The organism is Pseudoxanthomonas sp. LjRoot127, from assembly GCF_964253495.1.
Classification (GTDB): Bacteria; Pseudomonadota; Gammaproteobacteria; order Xanthomonadales; family Xanthomonadaceae; genus Pseudoxanthomonas_A.
Map to the genome: position 1 here is coordinate 1,264,346 of NZ_CAXUQR020000001.1, position 18,127 is coordinate 1,282,472.

15 protein-coding genes and 1 pseudogene are annotated in these 18,127 nt (G+C 68.6%); 7 read left to right on the forward strand and 9 right to left on the reverse strand.

Translation table 11 applies throughout. The features are described from left to right. Nucleotides 1-6 precede the first annotated feature (6 nt). Nucleotides 7-852 (reverse strand): annotated as a pseudogene (locus tag ACSQ19_RS06045) (cyanophycinase); the annotation flags it as partial. 34 nt (nucleotides 853-886) lie between these two features. Here ACSQ19_RS06045 and ACSQ19_RS06050 point away from each other — a divergent pair. From ACSQ19_RS06050 to ACSQ19_RS06060, 3 genes are all read left to right on the forward strand, one after another. Beyond that, nucleotides 887-1,480, forward strand: a complete 594-nt coding sequence (locus ACSQ19_RS06050) for an RNA polymerase sigma factor (protein ID WP_296278934.1) — start codon at nucleotides 887-889, stop codon at nucleotides 1,478-1,480. Further along, nucleotides 1,458-2,504 (forward strand): FecR family protein, encoded by a 1,047-nt coding sequence (locus tag ACSQ19_RS06055; protein ID WP_436000619.1) that lies wholly within the window; start codon nucleotides 1,458-1,460, stop codon nucleotides 2,502-2,504. The genes ACSQ19_RS06050 and ACSQ19_RS06055 overlap by 23 nt, the downstream gene beginning before the upstream one ends. Nucleotides 2,505-2,602: 98 nt before the next feature. Then, a complete protein-coding gene (locus ACSQ19_RS06060) occupies nucleotides 2,603-5,686 on the forward strand; it encodes a TonB-dependent receptor (protein WP_436000621.1) in 3,084 nt (1,027 codons plus the stop codon). 229 nt (nucleotides 5,687-5,915) lie between these two features. Here the strand turns inward: ACSQ19_RS06060 and ACSQ19_RS06065 are convergent, their stop codons facing one another. Both ACSQ19_RS06065 and arfB read right to left on the reverse strand, forming a co-directional pair. Further along, nucleotides 5,916-6,476, reverse strand: coding sequence for a lysophospholipid acyltransferase family protein (locus ACSQ19_RS06065; RefSeq protein ID WP_296278996.1), 561 nt, complete (start codon nucleotides 6,474-6,476; stop codon nucleotides 5,916-5,918). A 40-nt stretch (nucleotides 6,477-6,516) separates the two neighbouring features. After that, the gene (gene arfB, locus ACSQ19_RS06070; protein ID WP_296278931.1) at nucleotides 6,517-6,951 is read right to left on the reverse strand and encodes an alternative ribosome rescue aminoacyl-tRNA hydrolase ArfB; all 435 of its coding nucleotides are present in this window, start codon (nucleotides 6,949-6,951) and stop codon (nucleotides 6,517-6,519) included. Nucleotides 6,952-7,074: 123 nt separating this feature from the next. Here arfB and ACSQ19_RS06075 point away from each other — a divergent pair, with 123 nt between their 5' ends. Next, complete coding sequence (locus tag ACSQ19_RS06075; RefSeq protein WP_299345606.1) at nucleotides 7,075-7,635, forward strand: DUF2059 domain-containing protein; 561 nt, start codon at nucleotides 7,075-7,077, stop codon at nucleotides 7,633-7,635. Between the two features lie 132 nt (nucleotides 7,636-7,767). Here ACSQ19_RS06075 and ung read toward each other — a convergent pair whose 3' ends face one another. The 5 genes from ung to rhlB form a co-directional block, all read right to left on the reverse strand. Then, the gene (ung, locus tag ACSQ19_RS06080) at nucleotides 7,768-8,475 is read right to left on the reverse strand and encodes a uracil-DNA glycosylase (protein ID WP_296278929.1); all 708 of its coding nucleotides are present in this window, start codon (nucleotides 8,473-8,475) and stop codon (nucleotides 7,768-7,770) included. Between the two features lie 14 nt (nucleotides 8,476-8,489). After that, nucleotides 8,490-9,329 carry a response regulator gene (locus ACSQ19_RS06085; protein WP_296278928.1) on the reverse strand — a complete coding sequence of 280 codons (840 nt, stop codon included), beginning with the start codon at nucleotides 9,327-9,329 and terminating at the stop codon, nucleotides 8,490-8,492. Nucleotides 9,330-9,345: 16 nt separating this feature from the next. Continuing rightward, a complete protein-coding gene (gene ftsX, locus ACSQ19_RS06090; protein ID WP_296278927.1) occupies nucleotides 9,346-10,290 on the reverse strand; it encodes a permease-like cell division protein FtsX in 945 nt (314 codons plus the stop codon). Next, entirely contained in the window at nucleotides 10,287-10,973 is a 687-nt protein-coding gene (gene ftsE / locus ACSQ19_RS06095) for a cell division ATP-binding protein FtsE (protein WP_296278926.1), read from the reverse strand. Before ftsE ends, ftsX begins: the two co-directional genes overlap by 4 nt. Nucleotides 10,974-11,076: 103 nt before the next feature. Continuing rightward, on the reverse strand, nucleotides 11,077-12,762 hold the full coding sequence (gene rhlB / locus ACSQ19_RS06100) for an ATP-dependent RNA helicase RhlB (protein ID WP_296278925.1): 1,686 nt from the start codon (nucleotides 12,760-12,762) through the stop codon (nucleotides 11,077-11,079). A gap of 225 nt (nucleotides 12,763-12,987) precedes the next feature. Between rhlB and trxA the strand changes: the two genes are divergently transcribed. Together trxA and rho are read left to right on the forward strand one after the other, a co-directional pair. Next, nucleotides 12,988-13,329, forward strand: coding sequence for a thioredoxin TrxA (gene trxA / locus ACSQ19_RS06105; RefSeq protein WP_055939299.1), 342 nt, complete (start codon nucleotides 12,988-12,990; stop codon nucleotides 13,327-13,329). A 211-nt stretch (nucleotides 13,330-13,540) separates the two neighbouring features. Beyond that, nucleotides 13,541-15,238 (forward strand): transcription termination factor Rho, encoded by a 1,698-nt coding sequence (gene rho, locus ACSQ19_RS06110; protein WP_436000626.1) that lies wholly within the window; start codon nucleotides 13,541-13,543, stop codon nucleotides 15,236-15,238. A gap of 154 nt (nucleotides 15,239-15,392) precedes the next feature. Here rho and ACSQ19_RS06115 read toward each other — a convergent pair whose 3' ends face one another. Next, nucleotides 15,393-16,259: an energy transducer TonB gene (locus ACSQ19_RS06115; RefSeq protein WP_436000628.1), complete on the reverse strand. Its 867-nt coding sequence runs from the start codon at nucleotides 16,257-16,259 to the stop codon at nucleotides 15,393-15,395. 73 nt (nucleotides 16,260-16,332) lie between these two features. Between ACSQ19_RS06115 and ACSQ19_RS06120 the strand changes: the two genes are divergently transcribed. Further along, nucleotides 16,333-18,123, forward strand: a complete 1,791-nt coding sequence (locus ACSQ19_RS06120) for a monovalent cation:proton antiporter-2 (CPA2) family protein (RefSeq protein ID WP_436000630.1) — start codon at nucleotides 16,333-16,335, stop codon at nucleotides 18,121-18,123. The last annotated feature ends 4 nt before the right edge of the window (nucleotides 18,124-18,127 follow it).

Here is an 18,127-nt window from a genome sequence, read left to right on the forward strand (position 1 = left end):
GTCGCCTTCCACGGCGACCGCGGCGTCTTCATCCACGCCCAGCCCCAGGAGCGGGCGACCCGCCATCGACTCGGCCTTGGCGACGAACGCGATCAGCCGGCCCAGCCGGTTGCGTTCGCTGAAGTGCGTGTCGGTGAGCACGCCCTTCAGCAGCGCCAGTTGCAGGAAGCCCGTCTCGATCGTGTTGTCCGGGCCGAGCGGATCGGCCAGCGCACGCGGACTGATCTGGCTGCCGCCGTCCATCGCGCCGTACAGGTATTCGCCCTGCATCGCCAGGCCGGCACTGGTGCCGCCCAGCGGCTTGCCGGCGCGCACGTGCGCATCCAGCGCCTCGCCTACCGGCGTGCCGCGCCAGTAGCGCACGTAGCGCGACTGGTCGCCGCCGGCCAGGAAGATGCCGTCGGCGCGCTTCAGGCTGCGCAGTACGGCCGGATCGCTCGCGCTTTCGCGGTCGCTGAAGACCCAGGTTTCCACCGAGGCGATGCCGCCGACCTCGTTGAAGAACTCCTCGCCGATCTCGCCCGCCTGCGAGGCGCGCAGCACGACGATGTGGCCGTTGCCGGCCTTCTTCATGAACCAGCGCATCGCATCGAAGTTGCGGTCGCCCCCGCCCATCAGCAGCAGCCCGGGCTGTACCTGTCCCGGGGTTTTCGCCGCGGTGTCGCCCAGCACGTAATGCGCGGGTGTGGCGGCGAACGCCGGCAGTGACAAGGCGAGCGCCACCACGCAGACCGCGCCGCGCCGCAACATGCCGAAGACAGACACCATGCCGTACTCCCTGAGTCGAAGGTCGCGGCAGGATGCCACGCGCCGATGACGTAGGGAGACGAACCGACGGCACCGTTCCCCCATGCGGAAGCGTTCGTGCTTGGGCTAGAGTGCGGCCATGCCCACCGAATTCGACGACTGGTTCGTTCGCGAAGTGCTCGTCCACGAGCGCGCGCTGGCGCTGTTCCTGCAACGCAGCTGGCCGCACCGCGACGAGTGGCACGACCTTCGCCAGGAGGTCTACGCGCGCGTCTACGAAGCGGCGGGCCGCGTGCGTCCGGACGCGCCGAAGGCCTTCCTGTTCGCGACCGCACGGCACCTGATGACCGACCGCCTGCGTCGCAGCCGGGTGGTGTCGATCGAGCCAGTGGGTGATTTCGAGTCCTCGAACGTCTACCTGATCGACGAGGTGTCGCCCGAGCGGTGGACCGGGACCCGCCAGGCGCTCAAGCGCGTGGTCGAGGCCCTGGACCGGCTCCCCGACCGTTGCCGCGAAGTGGTGTGGCTGCGGCGCGTGGAGGAACTGCCGCAGAAGGATGTCGCCCGCCAACTGGGCATCAGCGAGAAGACCGTGGAAAAGCATTTGGCCAAGGGGATGCGCCTGATCGCCGACCACCTGTACGGCGGCGACGCCGTGCCCGCGCTGGAGGGGCGACGCGCCCGGCCCGTCACGGACGAGGACGACGGACATGGCCGACAGCAGACAGATTGAGGAGCAGGCCGCCGACTGGCTGGCGCGCCGCGACGCGGAGGGCTGGACGGCGGGCGAGCAACAGTTGCTGGAGGCCTGGCTGGCCGCATCAGCGCGCCACAAGGTCGCCTACCTGCGGCTGCAGGCGGCCTGGGCGGAAACCGGCCGCCTGCAGGCGCTCGCCGCCGGCCTGCCGGCGGGCGTGACGCCGCCGCGCAGGATGTCGGCGCCCGCGCGTCCGGATGCACGACCCGACCTGAGCGAGGTCACCTTCGCGCCGCGCGCGCGCCGCGGTGCGCGGCGACGTGGCTGGCAGCAGGGACTGGCGGCGACGCTGGCCGTGCTGGCGCTGGGCTCGCTCGCCTGGGGCAGCTGGCAACTGACCGGTCGCGAACAGGCCACCTACGCCAGTACCGTAGGCGAGATCCGGACGGTCACGCTCCCGGACGGCTCCACGGCGACGCTGAGCAGCGACAGCCGGCTGGACGTGCGCATCAGCCGGGGCGAGCGCCACCTGGCGCTGGCGCGCGGCGAAGCGTTCTTCGACGTGGCCCACGACACCCGGCGTCCGTTCGTGGTGGACACGGACGGGCGCCGCGTCGCCGCCGTCGGCACCCGCTTCTCCGTGCGCCGCGATCCGGACGAGATCCGCGTGGTGGTCACCGAGGGCAAGGTGCGCCTGGAAAGCCGCGCCGGCCCCGACGGCCGCGCGCAGCCGGTGTCGCTGCTGCCCGCCGGCAGCGTGGCGACGGCCGGCCGCAATGGCGTGCTGGTGCGGTCGCTGCCGCTGGCCGACGCCGAACGCTACCTGGAATGGCGCGACGGCTTCCTGACCTTCGACGACACCTCGCTGGCGGAGGCTGCCGCCGAATTCAACCGGTTCAACACGCGCAAGCTGGAGCTGGGCGACGCCACCGTCGCCGACCTGCGCGTGGGCGGCAATTTCCGCTGGTCCAACGCCGAAGGGTTCGCGCACCTGCTGGAACAGGGGTTCCCGGTACGCGCGGAGCGGCATGCGGACCGCATCGTGCTGCATACGCGGTAGGTCGCCCGCGCCACGACGAAGGTCATGGGGGGATTTGCGCGGTTCGTTCGTCCTGATAGCCAATAGGTGCCATACCGAGCACCCCGGGGAGAGAGTCGATGCGGTATCCGATGCGCGTCCTGTTGTTGAGTACGGCCTGTAGCGTGGCGCTCGCTGCGCAGGCCCAGGCGGCCCCGGGCCGCATCGACCTGCCTGCGGGCGAACTGACGACGGCGCTCAACACGCTGGCCAAGCAGTCGGGCACGCAGCTGGTCTATCGCGCCGACCAGCTGAAGGGACGGCGCACCCGCGGGGTGCAGGGCGCCGCCACCACCGACCAGGCCCTCGACCGCCTGCTGCAGGGCAGCGGTTTCCAGGCCAGGCGCGACGCGTCCGGCGCCGTGCTCATCGTGCAGGCGGACGCCACGCCGCGGCGCGCACCGGCGCCGCGTCCCGCCCCCCAGGAGGCGCCTCCCGGGGGCGGTGCCGCCCAGGCCGAAGAACCCGTGACCCAGCTGGAAACGCTGCAGGTCACCGGCTCGCGCATCCCGCGCGCGCAGATCGAAGGCCCGGCACCGATCACGGTGGTGACCGCCGAACAGATCCAGGCGGCCGGCTTCACCTCCGTGCCCGACGTGCTGCGCTCGCTCAGCCAGAACAGCGGCAGCGTGCAGGGACAGCAGAACACCACCAGCGCCCAGTCGACGCCGGGTGCACAGGCGGTCGACCTGCGCGGGCTGGGACCCAACCACACGCTGGTGCTGATCAACGGCCGCCGCACGGCGGACTTCCCGCTGCCGCTCAACGGCCGCAGCAACTTCACCGACATCGGCAACATTCCGCTCGGCATGATCGACCGCATCGAAGTGCTGACCGGCAGCGCATCGGCGGTCTACGGCTCCGACGCCATGGCCGGCGTCATCAACTTCATCCTCAAGAAGTCCACCGACGGCACCATCCTCGACTACCGCTACGGCAACACCGAGCGCGGCGGCGGCGAATCGCACCGGCTGACCGTGACGTCCGGCTTCGAACGCGATGCCTTCAGCGGCATCGTCGGCCTGGAGTTGCTCGACAAGCGCCCGCTGTGGGGCTACGAGCGCAAGAACCAGGATTCGACCCTCGACGCGCCGACCACCCGCCGCCAGCTGCCGCGCCTGACCGCCCAGCGCTACGACTGGGACGACGACGTCAACATCGCCCCCGACGACGATTGCGCGGCGATGGCGGGCCTGAACGACGGCACCACCGTGCTGGCGGAAGACCGCTTCGGCGAACCTTACTGCGGCAGCGAGCGCGCCATCGCGTATCGCACGATCCAGAACGAGCGCAAGGGCTTCACCGCGTACGGTTCGTTCGAATACCGCTTCTCGGACAGCCTGTCCTGGTTCGCCGATGTCCAGCTCGGCCGCCAGGAAGTGCGGCTGCTGACCGGCACCAACGGCAACGACGTGGTCAGCGATGTCATGGGCTGGGAGTTCCACGACCCCAACTCCACCGACAACAACGACAAGATCTTCTACAACGCGGCGACCGGCCACTACGAAATCTGGTCGCGCCAGTTCACGCCCGAGGAAATCGGCGGCCTGCGCAACCGCATGAACGTCACCACCCAGAAGACGTTCGCGGTGACCACGGGCCTGCAGGGCGCGTTCGGCGACAACTGGAACTGGGAAGCCGCCTACAACCACTCCCAGTACAAGGCCGACGTGGGCATGCCCCGCATCCGGGCCGCGGCCGCCAACCGCCTGTTCCTGGGCGAACAGCAGGGCTATGACGCCGATGGCTATGCGATCTTCAGTCCGGATCCGGACCGCCTGTTCACGCCGCTGACGCAGGCCGAGTTCGCATCGATCGCCGCGATGTCCACGTTCCGCCCCAAGGCCGACAACGACAACCTCAGCTTCACCGTCGATACGCCGGCGCTGTTCACCATGCCGGCCGGCGATGTCGGCTTCGCGGGCGCGATCGAGTACGGCCAGCAGTCGTACGAGATCAACCCCGATCCGCTCGCCCTGACCGCCGACGCCTACTACGGCCCGCGCTATGGCGACGGCAGCGGCGACCGCGACCGCTGGAGCGTGGCCGGCGAGTTCCGCCTGCCGCTGCTGTCCTCGCTGCAGGCCAGCCTGGCCGGCCGCTACGACCGCTACGAGTACGGCGACAAGAACCCGGGCAAGTTCACCTACAGCGCGGGCCTGGAATGGCGCCCCGTCGACACGCTGCTGGTGCGCGGCTCCTACGGCACCGGCTTCCGTGCGCCCGACATGCACTACCTGTTCGCCGGCGACGACTACTACCGCACCTTGTCGACCGACTACTACCAGTGCCGCACCGATGAACCCACCTTCAGCGATGCCGACTGCTACGACGACGGCACGTGGGACATCAACACGTTCGACGTGTACACCGGCAACATGGACCTGGACGTCGAGACCAGCAAGTCGTTCTCGGCGGGCATCGTGTGGTCGCCCTTCGCCAACTTCGACCTGGCGCTGGACTACTACAAGATCCGCGTGGAGAACCAGGTGCAGAGCCAGAGCCGCGAGCAGCTGCGCATCGACGAGGCCAACTGTCGCCTCGGCACCAACGAGAACGGCGACCCCGTCGACATCAACTCGCCGACCTGCGTGGATGCCATCGCCCGCGTCATCCGCGATGCGGACGGCAACATCACCAGCGTCCGCTTCGCACCGATCAACATCGCCAACGAGGAAACCACGGGCGTCGACCTGACCGCCAACTACCGGCTGCAGACCGCCAGCGCCGGTGACTTCCGCTTCACCGGCACCTATACGTGGACGGACACGCACACGCGCCAGCAGTATCCCGGCGATCCCGAAGAGGACATGCTGGACCTCAGCTTCAGTGCCACCACCCTGCCTCGCCACAAGGGCAACCTGGGTGCCAGCTGGGATCGGGACAACCTGGGCGTGAGCCTGTTCGGCAACTACCTGGGGCGGGTGGCGAACTACAACAACGATGCGTGGACCGGTTCCACCTGGCGTTTCAACGCGGGCGCGCGCTACGACATCACCGACCACCTGCGCCTGTCGCTGAGCATCAACAACCTGATGGACAAGATGCCGCCGAAGGATGCGACCTGGGCGAACTATCCGTACTACGACACCTCGTGGTTCGATTCCATGGGCCGCAGCTACTACCTGCAGGTCACGTGGAAACTGGGTGGCGAAGCGCTGTAAGCCTGTTCCGCCGCATCAGCGAAAAGGCCCACCGCAAGGTGGGCCTTTTACTTGCAGGTGGAAATCCCTGACGACGCAGCCGACGTGGCACCTCACCCCGTCATCCCAGCGCACGCGGGGACGACGTTGCTTCATCATCCCGGCGGCATTCAACCGGCGAAGGCTGGTCAGGCCTGGACCTGGCGTCTTGCGTGCGACACGCCGGCGATCAGGCCCATCACCGCGCGCCTCATACCGTCCCGCGATTCTTGCCCTGCCACGGCTGGTACCACGCGCGGATCGCGGCCATGTCGGTCTCCATGTCGCCCGTGGGGTAGTAGACGTCGCCGATGCCGACCACCTTGTCGGGGTAGTGGAAGTAGGCCATCAGGATCGGCACCTGCGCCTGCTGCGCGATCTTCAGGAACCCGCCCTTCCACTTGTCCACGCGCTTGCGCGTGCCTTCGGGCGTAAGCGCGAACCACATCCGGTCGGACTGGCGGATCATCCGCACCGCCTGTTCGACGGTGCCCTGCGGCGAGCTGCGATCCACCGGTACCACGCCCAGCTTGCGCAACAGCGGCGACAGCGGCCACCAGAACAGCTGCGCCTTGCCCAGCACGCGCACCTGGAAGCCCATGGCGATCTTCGCCGCCATGCCCCAGATGCCGTCCCAGTTGGACGAATGCGGGGCGACGATCATCACCAGCTTGGGGATGTCCGGCAGCGTGCCCACGATCTTCCAGCCGAACATCCGCAGGAACGTACGCCCCATCCAGCGGGTGAACCGGTTGGGCGGTACCTGCGGCATGTTGGGCGGGATGCGCGGAACGATGTCGTGGCTCAAACGGTTACTCCCATTGGTTCTTCTGCGAACGGCCGCGCTTGACCTGGCTGCGCTCGCGCTTGGCATCCAGCCGCCGCGCCTTCGCCGCACGCGACGGCTTGGTGGCGACGCGCGTCTTCGGCACCACCAGCGCGGCGGCGATGATCGCCGCCAGGCGCTCGCGCGCGTCCTGGCGGTTGCGGTCCTGCGTGCGGAAGCGCTGCGCATCGATCACCAGCACGCCCTCGTCGGTCAGGCGGCGGTCGCGCCTGGCCAGCAGGCGCTCCCGCAGCACATCCGGCAGCGATGGCGACCCCGCCACGTCGAAGCGCAGCTCCACCGCCGTGGCGACCTTGTTGACGTTCTGTCCGCCGGCACCGCTCGCCCGCACGAAACGTTCGACCAGTTCGTCGTCCGGAATCGCCAGTGTCGGCGTGATCTCGAGTGCGGTGCTCCCCATGCGGCGGATTGTAGTCAGGATGGGCGACGGTTCGTAGCGTGCTGCCGCGGGATTGCCGCCCGTTAACGGCAGTTTTACCCGTCGACAGGCACCCTGTGGCCCCGTTCCACGCCACCGCATCGCATGATCGCTGCCTCGCTGACCGCGGCCCGCCGTCTTTCCCTGCTGCTTCTCGCCACCGTGGCCCTGGCCTGCGCAAGTACGGCCTTTGCGGCCGAGCCCTCCGATGCCGACATCGATCGCCTGCTGAAGGCCTCGCGTGCCGAAAGCCTGCTCGCGGGCGTGGTGCCCCAGATGGAGGCGGTGCAGCAGCAGGAGTTCGACAAGCATTTCGCCGGCCAGGCGATGACGGAAGAGCAGAAGGCCGAGGTCGCGCGCATCCAGGCCAAGACCCGGGAGATCGTGCGAAAGGCGCTGTCGTGGGAAGAAATGCGGCCGGTCTACCTGGACGTCTACAAGAAGACCTACACGCGCGAGGACGTACGCGCCATCACCAAGTTCTACGAGAGCGCCGCCGGCAAGCGCATGCTCGACAAGAATCCGGCCCTGATGCAGAACATCCTGACCGCCGTGCAGCAGAAGATGGTGCCGATGCTGGAAGAGCTTCAGGGCGAGATCAAGAACATCCCGGTCACCCCGCCCCCGCCCGTCTCACCGCCGCAGAAGCGTCGCCGTACGCGCTGACGCCGGACCCAAGATCCTCGGCTGTGGGAGCGACGTAAGTCGCGATGATTCGCCAGTAATGCCTCATCGCGACTTACGTCGCTCCCACAACACCCCAAATGGATGGATCATGGTTCGTGCGCACGGCGCACGCTAGAGGACCAGCTTTTCCCGCGGCGGCAACCGCCAGTCGATGGGCGCCTGCCCGCGTTGCGCGAGGTACTGGTTGGTGGCGGAGAAATGCCCGCACCCCAGGAAGCCCCGGTGCGCCGACAACGGCGACGGGTGCGGTGCGCGCAGTACGCGGTGCCGGCGCGTGTCGATGACCTTGCCCTTGGCCTGCGCGTAGCTGCCCCACAGCAGGAAGACCAGGCCCTCGCGTTCGCGCGCCAGGGTTTCGATGGCATGGTCGGTGAAGCCTTCCCATCCCTTGCCCTGGTGCGCGCCGGCACGGCCTTCCTCGACCGTCAGCACGGCATTCAGCAGCAGCACGCCCTGCCGCGCCCAAGGCAGCAGGCAGCCGTGATCCGGCGGCGCGATGCCGAGGTCGGCGTTGATTTCCTTGTAGATGTTCATCAGCGACGGCGGCACCGGCACGCCCGGCAGCACCGAAAAGCACAGCCCGTGCGCCTGCCCCGGACCGTGGTACGGGTCCTGCCCCAGGATCACCACCTTCACGGCATCGAACGGCGTGGCATCGAAGGCCGCGAAGATCTGCGGCCCCGGCGGATAGATGCGTGCACCCGCCGACTTGCGCTGGCGCAGGAAGGCCGACAGGTCGCGCATGTCCGGCCGCTGCAGCCAGTCGCCGATACGCGCCTTCCACGAAGGTTCCAGCTTGATGCGGTCGTCGTCGGTCATGCGCGTCGCGTGGCTCAGACCAGGCTGCGCGTTTCGTCCATGCGCGCCAGGCGCAGCTGGAAGAGCACCTTGGTCACCAGCAGGCGTTCGGCGATGGGCTTGAGCACCAGGTCGTTGGCGCCGGCCTGCAGCAACTCGGCCTGGTTGTCGCGATTGCTGTCGCCGGTCATCACCAGGATCGGCAGGCGCCGCTTGCCGTAGGCGAAGTCGATGCGGATGCGCTGCACGATGTCGCGACCGCTCAGTTCGCCCTTCAGGATCACGTCGGTCAGCACCAGGTCGAACTTGTGCGTCGACAGGCCCAGCGACTCGGCGGTGAGCAGCGCGAACGCGTCTTCCGCCTTCATCACATGCACCACGTTGAGCGACTGCCGTTCCAGCATGCGCCGCGTGGTCTCGGCGACGACGCGACTGTCTTCGATGTAGAGGATCGTGGCGCCCACCACCGGTTCGGGCTGCACGTAGCCGCGGATGAACGCCGCCAGCGCCTCGTGGCCCAGCGCCTTGTCGAAATAGTCGGTGACGAATTCGGTGAACCGGCGTTCTTCGAGATGCTGCTGGGCATCGCCGGACACCACGATGACCGGCACGTACGCCTGGCCCGCGGCCTCGCGCACGCTGCGCGCGATCTCCAGACCATCGCCATCCGGCAGGGCCAGGGCGGTGGTGACCAGGTGCACCTCGCCCGCCGCCAGCGCCGAACGCGCCTCGGCGATGCTCGCGCAGCCGATCACCTGCACGCCCGGCAACTCGCGTTGCAGGACATCGGCGATCAGCTTGCGGACCAGCTTCGACCCGTCCACCACCATCACGCGGGGCGCGTCGCTGATCAGATGCCGGAGCTCTTGGGCCATGAAGATGCGGGGGATGTCAGGTGGCGGTCGGGCGAGTCTGACGCAAGAAGTGCCCCGTCACCAGCCATGCGCCCAGCCAGCCGATCACCGTCGCCACGCCCATGACGATCGCCGCGCCGACCGGATCCAGTCCTGCGAGCACGAACGGACTTCCGTAGCTGCGTGCCAGCGCGGCCAGTGGATCCCGCAACGCCCATGCCGCCAGCGTCAGCAGGCCGAGCGCCAGTGCGCCGGCGGCCAGCCCGTACCAGGCGCCCAGGTAGATGAAGGGACGGCGGATGAACCCGTCGCTCGCACCCAGCAACTGCAGCACGCCGATCTCCTCGCGCCGCGACTGGATGTCCAGCCGCACGGTGTTGCCGACCACCAGCAGCGCGCCGAGTCCGAACAAGGACGCCAGCACCCACACCAGCCGCTTGCCGAAGCCCATCCAGCCGGCCAGGCGTTCGCGCCAGGCGGCGTCGTGCTGCAGCAGATCGGTTTCGGGCAGGGCTTCCAGCGCGGCGATGAGCCGCACCTCGTCGCCTTCGGGCACCACGACCAGCAGGCTCGGCAGCGGATTGCCGTCCAGCAGCGCCAGCGAATCGGCCAGGCCACTGCGCTCGCGGAATTCCGCCAGGCCCTGCTCGGGGGTGCGCAGCTCGACGCGGGCGACATCGTCGCGGGCGCGCAGCGATTCCGCGAGCGCCTGCGCGCGCGCGACCGGGGTGTCCGGGGCCAGGAACAGATCGATCTCGCGCGACTGCTGCACGTCACCGGCGAAGTGACCCACGTTCTGCAACGCCAGCCACAGGCCCAGTGGCAGCACGAAGGCTACCGCCATCACGCCGATCGTCAGCAACGTCGCCCAGGGGCGACGCACGGTGCGGCCAAGGCTGGAAACGAAACTGTAGAGATGCTGGTCCAGCCAGATGCCGAACCCGGAGCGCGCCTGCGCCCGGCTGTTCTTCGCGTCGCTCATTCGGCCAGGTCCGCGGGGGAAATGTCGTCGACCAGCTTGCCGTGGTCGAGGATCAGGACGCGCTTCTTCATGCGCTTGAGCAGCGACAGGTCGTGGCTGACGACCAGCACGCTGGTGCCACGCTCGGGCATGGACGCGAACAGCGACATGATTTCCGCCGCCAGCGTGGGATCGAGGTTGCCGGTCGGCTCGTCCGCCACCAGCAGGCGCGGTTCGGCGACGATGGCGCGCGCGATGCCGACACGCTGCTGCTCGCCGGCGGACAACTGCGTGGGCAGCGCGTTTTCGCGATGACCCAGGCCCAGCCGCGCCAGCACTTCGCGCACGCGCTTGCCGATGTCGCCGCGGCGGTCGCCGCGCAGGATCAGCGGCAGCGATACGTTCTCCATCACCGTGCGGTCGGTGAGCAGGCGATGGTCCTGGTAGACCGCGCCGACCTCGCGACGGTGCAGCGGAATGCGGCCACCGCGCACCTTCAACAGGTTCTTGCCGGCGAACAGGACCGCCCCCCGGCTGGGCCGCTCGCTCAGGTGGATCAACTTCAGCAGCGTGCTCTTGCCCGCGCCGGAATGACCGGTGACGAAGAGCATCTCGCCTTCGGCCACCTCGAAGCTGACGTCCTCCAGCGCCGCGTGGCCACCGGGGTACTGCTTGCTGACGTTTTCGAATCGAAGGACGCTCATGTGCGTCGATTATGCCGGACCGATCAAGAGGCTGGCGATGCCGATGCGCAAAGAAAAAGCCGGGACGTGCCCGGCTTCTTCTCGATACCCATGAGGGCGCAGGTCAGTTGCCCGAGACCAGCGAGCGGATCTTGCGCCCCAACTTCGTCAGGAAGCCTGCGTTGTCGTCGACCGGCTTCGGCGCGGCGGACGGCGTCGCGGCGACCGGCGCGGCATTCGCCACGGCGCCCTCCGCACCCTCGAGCGGCTTGCCATGGCGACGGCGACGACGCTTCCTCGGTGGCTTGCGCTCGCCTTCCGGCAGCGCGACGGCGTCGGTGCGGACCGCGTCGTTCGCCGGCCGGGGCGCCGGCGGCTTCGCGGCTTCGCCCTCCGGACGCGCGGCGCGCGGCGGACGGGGCGGGCGCGGCTTGCCGTCGGCCGAACGCGGACCTTCGCGGCGACCGCCTTCACGACGGCCCGCGCCACCGGAGCCACCGGGCTTGCGGCCACCGCCACGGCGCTCTTCGTCGGCGGCCTTCTGCTCGCGCGCTTCGCGGAAGATCTGCCCGATGCTCTCTTCTTCCTCGTCGACCTCGCCGGCGGCCGGCTTCGGACGCTCCGGGCGCGGCAGCGCGGTCAGCAGCTCGGCGGTGACCGGCTCGGACGGGATCTTCTGCTCGATGTAGGCCTCGATGTCGGGCAGCGACATCGCATAGCGCTCACAGGCGAAGCTGATCGCGTCGCCCTCCGCACCCAGGCGCGCGGTGCGGCCGATGCGGTGGACATAGTCTTCGGCATCGAACGGCAGGTCGTAGTTGAAGACGTGCGACACGCCGTCGATGTGCAGGCCGCGCGCGGCCACGTCGGTCGCCACCAGCAGCTCCAGCTGGCCGGCCTGGAAACGCTTCAGCAACGACTCGCGCTTCTTCTGCGGCACGTCGCCCGACAGCACGCCGACGCGGTAGCCGGCACGCTCCAGCGCGCGCGCCACCCGCTCGACGAACGCCTTGGTGTTCACGAACACCATCGTGCGCGCGCCTTCGCTGCGCGACAGCAGGCCGATCAGCAGCGGGATCTTCTCCTCGTCGGCCGGGTAGTACAGCTTCTGCCGCACCTTGGCCGCGGTGATGAATTCGGTCTCCACGACGAGCTTCTCCGGCTCGTTCATGTGCTCGTAGGCCAGTTCCAGCACGCGGTGCGACAGCGTGGCCGAGAACAGCAGCGTCTGCCGCGTGGTGCGCTCCGGCATGCGGCGCAGCAGGAAGCGGATGTCCTTGATGAAGCCGAGGTCGAACATGCGGTCGGCTTCGTCCAGCACGCACATCTCGCAGGCGTGCAGGCTGACCACCTTGTGCTGCTTGACGTAGTCGATCAGGCGGCCCGGGGTGGCGATGATGACGTCCACGCCCTGCTGCAGGATCTCGCGCTGCTTGTCGTAGTCCACGCCGCCGTAGACCAGCGCGAAGCGCAGTCCGAGGTCGGCACCGAACTTCACGGCGTCCTTGTGGATCTGGATGGCCAGCTCACGGGTCGGCGCCAGGATCAGCGCGCGCGGGTCCTCGGGCTTGCGTTCGGCCAGGGCCGGACGCGTCAGCAGGCGGTTCATCACGGCGACGAGGAAAGCCAGCGTCTTGCCGGTGCCGGTCTGCGCCTGCCCGGCGACATCACGGCCCGCAAGGGCGACCGGCAGCGTCATCGCCTGGATCGGCGTGCAGCGGGAAAAACCTGCGCCTTCCAGGCCGGCAAGCAGCGCCGGATGCAGGTCGAACGAAGAGAAAGTTATATCGGTTAACGGTTTGTCGCTCATGCCTTCTTCTTTGCGTCGCTGTGTTCCGCGCGCGTCTCGTATGAATGCGGTGGGTGTGCTTGCAACGGCCTGACCGGCGTCGCACACTGCGCCCCCTGTGCCGGGTTGCGCGACCACCTGGGTTACCTTGAAAAGGTCGCGGAACGCCCCAGTTTACCCCAATCGTGGTGGCCGTCCCGGCCCGAACCCGTCCGCGCCTGCCCGCGGACCCCGCAGGAGATCCCCGTGAGCGACAAAGTGACCCACGTCGGCGATGCCGATTTCGATGCTGCCGTGCTGCAGTCCGGCGAGCCGGTGTTGGTGGACTTCTGGGCCGAATGGTGCGGCCCGTGCAAGATGATCTCGCCGGTCCTCGATGAACTGGCCGAGACCTATGGCGGCAAGCTGAAGGTCGCCAAGGTCAACGTGGACGAGAACCGCGCCACCGCCATCAAGTACCACGTCCGCTCGATCCCGATGCTGTTGCTGTTCAAGGATGGCCAGATCCAGGCGACCCAGATCGGCGCCGTCGGCAAGGGCCAGCTGACCCAGATGATCGACAAGGCCCTGGGCACCCAGGCCGCCTGAGTCTCCCCGCCACGCCCCCGCACCGCCGGGGGCGCCGGCTGAATCCGCTTGAACCCGACGCCTGGCCACCGCTTGCCGCCTTCCGGGGCGGGTGATAGTGTCGGACCCGAAATCCGGCGCAGGGGACGCGCCGCACCCATCTGAATACCCACTCTTCACTTCACCCCGCCGCCGCAACGCCGGCGCTCGCCACCTAGCGAGGATTCGCAACTTGTCCGACAGCAGCAACGAAACCGGCGCTCCCGCCGAGAAGCGCGTGCGCAAGACCCGCGCCCCAAAGACCCCGACCGCCGACGCCGCCGCAGCGCCGGCCGAGCGCGCGCCCGAGATGGCGCCGCCGCTCCCGCTGCCGCCGGTCGCGGCCGAACGCGCACCCGCTCCCGCGGCGCCCCCTGCTCCCTCACCGTCCCAGGACGGAGGCGGCCCGGGCGATGCCCCGCCGCAGGCGCAGGGTGGCGGCCAGCACGATGGCGGCGAGCAGCGCGACGGCAACCGCTTCAACAACAACCGCCGCGACCGCTTCCGCAACCGCCGCGAGCGGAATCGCGACCGCCAGGGCCACGACGGCATGCCGCAGGACGGCAATGGCGGGGGGCAGGAGCAGTTCGTGCCGCGTGCGATGCCGAACGTGCCGGAAGGCTTCCCCCAGTATTCGCTGGGCGACCTCAAGCGCATGCCCGCGCCCAAGCTGCTGGACATCGCCGAGCAACTGAACATCCAGGAAGGCGTCGCCCGCGCCCGCAAGCAGGACGTCATCTTCGCCCTGCTGAAGGTGCTGACCCGCCACGGTGAAGGCGTCGCCGCCGACGGCGTGCTGGAAATCCTGCCGGACGGCTTCGGCTTCCTGCGCGCGGCCGAGGCCAGCTACCTGGCCGGCCCGGACGACGTCTACATCAGCCCCAGCCAGATCCGCCGCTTCAACCTGCGCACCGGCGACCACCTGGCCGGCCGCATCCGCTGGCCGAAGGACGGTGAGCGCTACTTCGCGCTGTCGACCATCGACACGATCAACGGCGAACCGCTGGAAGCGTCGAAGAACAAGGTGCTGTTCGAGAACCTGACCCCGCTGTTTCCGCGCCGCCGCTTCACGCTGGAGCGCGGCAACGGTTCGTCGGAAGACATCGCCGGCCGCATCCTCGACCTGATGGCGCCGCAGGGCAAGGGCCAGCGCGCGCTGATCGTGTCGCCGCCCAAGGCCGGCAAGACGATCATGATGCAGCAGATCGCCACCGCCATCACGACCAACCACCCCGACGTGCACCTGATCGTGCTGCTGGTGGACGAGCGTCCGGAAGAAGTGACCGAAATGCAGCGCACCGTGCGCGGCGAAGTGGTGTCTTCGACCTTCGACGAACCGGCCGCCCGCCACGTGCAGGTCGCCGAGATGGTGATCGAGCGCGCCAAGCGCCTGGTCGAGCACAAGAAGGACGTGGTGATCATGCTGGACTCGATCACCCGCCTGGCCCGCGCCTACAACAACGTCGTGCCCAGCTCCGGCAAGGTGCTGACCGGCGGCGTGGACGCCAACGCCCTGCACCGCCCGAAGCGCTTCTTCGGCGCCGCGCGCAACGTGGAAGAAGGCGGCTCGCTGACCATCATCGCCACCGCGCTGGTCGAGACGGGCAGCAAGATGGACGAGGTGATCTACGAAGAGTTCAAGGGCACCGGCAACAGCGAAGTGCACCTGAACCGCCGCATCACCGAGAAGCGCGTCTATCCGGCCATCGACATCAACCGCTCCGGCACGCGCCGCGAGGACCTGCTGATCGAACCGGAACTGCTGCAGAAGATCTGGATCCTGCGCAAGCTGCTGCATCCGATGGACGAGATCGCCGCGATGGAATTCCTGCTGGACAAGATGAAGAACACCAAGTCCAACGACGAGTTCTTCAGCTCGATGAAGCGCTGATCCGGCGCGTCGTCCAAGAAAAAGCCCCGCGATGCGGGGCTTTTTCGTTGGGCGAGGCTTGCGTCCTGCAGACCTGTCTCTTCCATCGCGGCCTGCTGCAGGCCGCACGGTGGATCAGGATGCCGATTCCGCACGCAAAAAGCGGGGCCGCGCGCTATGCGCCGTCCAACGGCGTCAGCAGTTTCGGGCCCTGCCTGCCACCGGCCATGTGCACACCGCCTTCCGCGAGCGCGTCGGGCGAGAAGCCGGGGCGCTCGTCGTCCTGCGCCCAGGACACATGCTCGCGCGGGCCCGGCACATAGACTTCCCACTTGCCGTAGCGGGGCTTCTCGCCGAAGTTGAAATCGACCGGCACGCGCACGACCCAGTGCGGCTGCTCCGCGGCATCACCGCGGGTGGGGGTATTGAAGGTCCACTTTTGCGCCGCGCCGATCGCCGCGCGCGCGAAGCGCTCGCGGAACTGGCGCATCTGCCCTTCGCTGGCGACCATGCGCAGGTTCACCTGCTCCGCGACCACGTCGTCGACAGTGCCGTCACGGCCGATCTTCAACAGCAGGTACACGGTTCCCTGGACGCCGCCCTGGGCCGCCGCCATCGGATAACCCGGCGGCTTCATGCCAATGCTGCTGATGCGCTCCTCCGCCGGCATGGCCTGGTAGTCCCCGAAGTCCGCACCCCGGACCGTGACCTGCATCTTGCCGTCTCCGGTCGATTTCGCCACCAGCCGGGCGCTCATCCGCGTGCGCACCTGCCTGACGACGCCTTCCACCAGAACCGGCTCGAAGCGCCACGACGTCGCGACCTGGGTCACGAAGGGCGCGATGCCCTCCGGCAACCGGTCCGGCGTGTCCAGGTCCACGGCGGCCACGCTGCCATCGGTGCGGATGGTGATCATGCCGGTGACCAGCATGCTGCCTTCGACCTGCTTGCGGACGGCACGCGGGCCCTCCGCATGGGCGCCCTGCGCGAACGCCACCAGCCCCACGAGCACCCACACCAGCCAGGCCATGCGCTGCTTCATACGTTCTCCTCGATCCCTGGAAACGGGTCCGTCGTGACCCTGTCCGCCGCATACTATCCCCGCGAGGTGACGCATGCACGGTAGTGGTCTGGAGTTGGCGCTGGTGTTCCTGCTGGCCGCGGTGATCGCGGTGCCGGTGTTCAAGCGGTTCGGGTTGGGGGCGGTGCTGGCCTATCTGGTGGCCGGGGTGGTGCTGGGGCCGGACGGGCTGGCGCTGGTGCGCGATGCCGACCGCATCCTCAACGCCGCGGAGATCGGCGTGGTGATGATGCTGTTCGTCATCGGCCTGGAACTGTCGCCTTCGCGCCTGCGGGTGATGCGCAAACCGGTGTTCGGCGCCGGCGGCCTGCAGGTGCTGCTGAGCGCGCTGGTGCTGGGCGGCGTCGCGCTGCTGTTCGAACACCACTGGAAGACCGCGCTGGTGGTCGGCCTGGGGCTGGCGCTGTCGTCCACCGCCGTCAGCCTGCAGTTGTTGTCCGAACACAAGGAACTGACCAGCGAGCACGGCCGCCTCGGCTTCGCGATCCTGCTGTTCCAGGACCTGGTGGCGATCCCCCTGCTGGCCGCGATCCCCCTGCTCGGCGGCGCGAAGAACGAAACGCTGACGTGGACGATGGTGTTCCATGCCGTCGGTGCCATCGCCGTCGTCATCCTCGGCGGCCGCCTGGTGCTGCGGCAGCTGTTCCGCATCGTCGCGCGCACGCGCATGCCCGAGGTGTTCACCGCCACGGCGCTGCTGGTGGTGCTGGGCATCGCCTGGTTCATGCAGCTGGCCGGCCTGAGCGCGGGCCTGGGCGCGTTCCTGGCCGGCGTGCTGCTGTCCGACTCGGAGTTCCGCCACGAGCTGGAATCGCAGATCGATCCGTTCAAGGGATTGCTGCTGGGGCTGTTCTTCATCGCGGTCGGCATGGACATCGACCTGGATGCGGTGGCCGAGCAGCCGGAACTGATCGCCTCGGGCGTGCTGATCCTGCTGACAGTGAAGTTCGCCCTGCTGTTCGGCGTCGGCCGCTGGCCGGGCCGGCTCGATCCGCGCAGCGCGCTGATGCTGGCCGGCACGTTGTGGTTGGGCGGCGAATTCGCCTTCGTGGTGTTCAGCGAGGCCGCGCGCGTGAAGCTGATGGACGTGGCGCTGCGCAACCAGTTGAGTGCGATCGTGGGCCTGTCGATGGCGCTGACCCCCTTGCTGTTGCTGGGCCTGCACCGTCTGCTTGCCGACGTGAAACGGCCGACGGCCGCGCCGCGCTCGTTCGACGAGATCCCGGACGAGCAGCCGCAGGTGCTGATCGCGGGCATGGGCCGCTTCGGCCAGATCGTCGCCCGCTTGCTGACCGCGCAGCGCATCCCGTTCGTCGCGCTGGAGCACAGCCCCGAGACGGTGGACACCCTGCGGCGGTTCGGCAACATCCGGCTCTACTACGGCGATCCGACCCGGCCGGACCTGCTGAGGTCCGCGGGCGGCCAGCACGTGAAGGTGTTCGTGATCGCCATGGACGACCCGGACACGAACATCAAGGCGACCCGCTTGATCCGCCGCATGTTCCCCGACGCGCGCGTGCTGGCGCGTGCGCGCAACCGGCAGCATGCGTGGCGGCTGATGGACCTGAGTGCGGAGGCCTATCGCGAAACGCTGGGGTCGAGCCTCGAGATGGCGCAGCAGGTGCTGGTGGAACTCGGCATGCCGCCGGAAACCGCCGCCGAACACGCGCGGCGGTTCCGCCAGCACGACGAGAAGCTGCTGCGGGCGCAGTACCTGGTGTACGACGACGACGGCGCGGTGATCCAGACCGCGCGCGATGCGGTCAGCGACCTGGAGAAACTGTTCGAGGCCGATGCGACCGGCCAGGACGCGCCGGCGAAGTGAGCGC